This window comes from Gilvimarinus gilvus (assembly GCF_030518155.1).
GTDB lineage: Bacteria > Pseudomonadota > Gammaproteobacteria > Pseudomonadales > Cellvibrionaceae > Gilvimarinus > Gilvimarinus gilvus.
The window spans coordinates 1-310 of record NZ_JAULRU010000534.1; the positions used below are offsets into that span (position 1 = coordinate 1).

Annotated in this window: 1 protein-coding gene; it reads left to right on the plus strand. The window is 27.1% G+C overall.

The annotated features are described in order from the left end of the window. Nucleotides 1-187: hypothetical protein (locus QWI17_RS09960; protein ID WP_302722357.1), on the plus strand; the 187-nt coding region annotated here is incomplete at its 5' end. Nucleotides 188-310: the final 123 nt, after the last annotated feature.

The window sequence follows — 310 nt, forward strand, 5'->3', positions numbered from 1 at the left end:
AGATATTCCAAGAGAGCGATTGGAACAATATAAAGTGCTGGTAGAATTATTTGCAGAGAATCAATCGAAAGATCAATTTATCTTACAATTGAAAATGTTGTTTAAAATACTTTCACATTTATCGAATGGTGAACCTTCAAATCATTTTGAAATTGATTTTAAAGAAAAAAGAATCAAAAATATATAAGCAATAAAAGCTCATTCAACGAAAGACAGCGATAATATTGTGTTTTAATATTACGATTTTAGATTAACGAATAATCCTTGTCAAGGTTTTCAACCTTGACAAGGATTTTATTTCAATACATCT